This window comes from Aeromonas cavernicola (assembly GCF_002795305.1).
Lineage (GTDB): Bacteria > Pseudomonadota > Gammaproteobacteria > Enterobacterales > Aeromonadaceae > Aeromonas > Aeromonas cavernicola.
The window spans coordinates 1-966 of record NZ_PGGC01000244.1 but is presented as its reverse complement, the minus strand read 5'-3'; the positions used below and the strand labels follow the sequence as shown (position 1 = coordinate 966).

The 966-nt window shown below is 55.7% G+C and carries 1 pseudogene; it reads left to right on the top strand.

The window, feature by feature from the left end:
• Positions 1-521, top strand: a pseudogene (locus CUC53_RS18240) (phosphoglucomutase, alpha-D-glucose phosphate-specific); the annotation flags it as partial.
• Positions 522-966 lie beyond the last annotated feature (445 nt).

The window sequence follows — 966 nt, the reverse complement described above, 5'->3', positions numbered from 1 at the left end:
TCGTGGATGGCCTCTACAGCGGCGAGTTCGGCTTTGGCGGCGAAGAGAGCGCGGGCGCCTCCTTCCTGCGCAAGGATGGCAGCGTCTGGACCACCGACAAGGATGGTTTCATTCTGGCGCTGCTGGCGGCGGAAATTCTGGCGGTGACCGGCAAAGATCCCCAAGTTCATTACGACGCACTGGAAGCCAAGTTTGGCCGCTCCAGCTACCGCCGGATCGACGCGCCAGCCAACAGCGCCCAGAAAGCGGTGCTCTCCAAGCTGGATCCGGCACTGGTAGAAGCCTCTACCTTGGCCGGTGAACCCATCCTCGCTAAGCTGACCCGAGCACCGGGCAACGATGCCGCTATCGGTGGCCTCAAGGTGGTCACCGAGAACGGTTGGTTTGCGGCGCGGCCCTCTGGCACCGAGTCGATCTACAAGATCTACATGGAGAGCTTCAAGGGGGAGGCACATCTGGATCTGATTCAGCAAGAGGCCCAGCAAATTGTCGCTGCTGCTTTAGCAAAAGCGGGAGTCTGATGCGCTTGTCGCCCGAGGTATAACGCTTAGGTCGGTCAACACTCATCAGGAAATATGTAAGTGGGGGAAGCATACGCTTCCCCTTTTTACGCTTTGCATGATCAACGGATCGGATTTTTCAGGGGTCGAAAGTAGCCATACGGATAGTCGCAATGGGGGGGACGCAGGTAGAACGTGGTGGTGGCGTGTTTGCGCTGGCGGTTGAACCGAGGGGGCTGCTGTTAGAGAAAGACCGTCGAGTGAGGGGGGGACTGTGCCGAGGATAGGGCGTCAGAGGCGCTGATCAGCTGTATGAAGGTCGTGCCTGTGAAAATATAAGTCTTATTAATCAAAATGTTATTTTACTTTTCCGCCATGAAATGGCACCTGAAATTTGATTTGTAACACGTATGTTATGCCCGAGCTCACAAAATCGAATGCAAATAACGCCTATGATGGCGCCATG